This is a genomic window from Photobacterium sp. DNB22_13_2 (assembly GCF_052873915.1).
The window spans coordinates 1-264 of sequence record NZ_JBNNXU010000164.1 but is presented as its reverse complement, the minus strand read 5'-3'; the positions used below and the strand labels follow the sequence as shown (position 1 = coordinate 264).

1 protein-coding gene is annotated in these 264 nt (G+C 67.8%); it reads right to left on the bottom strand.

What is annotated here, in order from left to right:
- A partial coding sequence (locus ACVA58_RS28215) for a hypothetical protein (RefSeq protein WP_446513543.1) occupies positions 1–264 on the bottom strand: 264 nt, incomplete at both ends.

The following is a 264-nucleotide window of genomic DNA, read 5'->3' as shown; positions in this document are numbered from 1 at the left end:
GGTGGGTACCACCTGCCGTAAGCGCGCCGCAGCCGCGCTATGTGCGGCGAGCAACACCAAGGTCGCTTCCCGGCTATCGCGCGCATCGTTCTTGATGCCGCCGATCGCCACGCCGCCGCCTAAGCCGGGCGGCAAGAGCGACAACACCTCCGCTTCCAACGACGCCAATTGCTTGGCCGCCTGCATCAGCGGGCCGACCGAGCCGGCACCCGAGAGCCAGTCCTGGACCGGTTTTGCCACGGGCGTCTTGAGAGCGGGATGAAC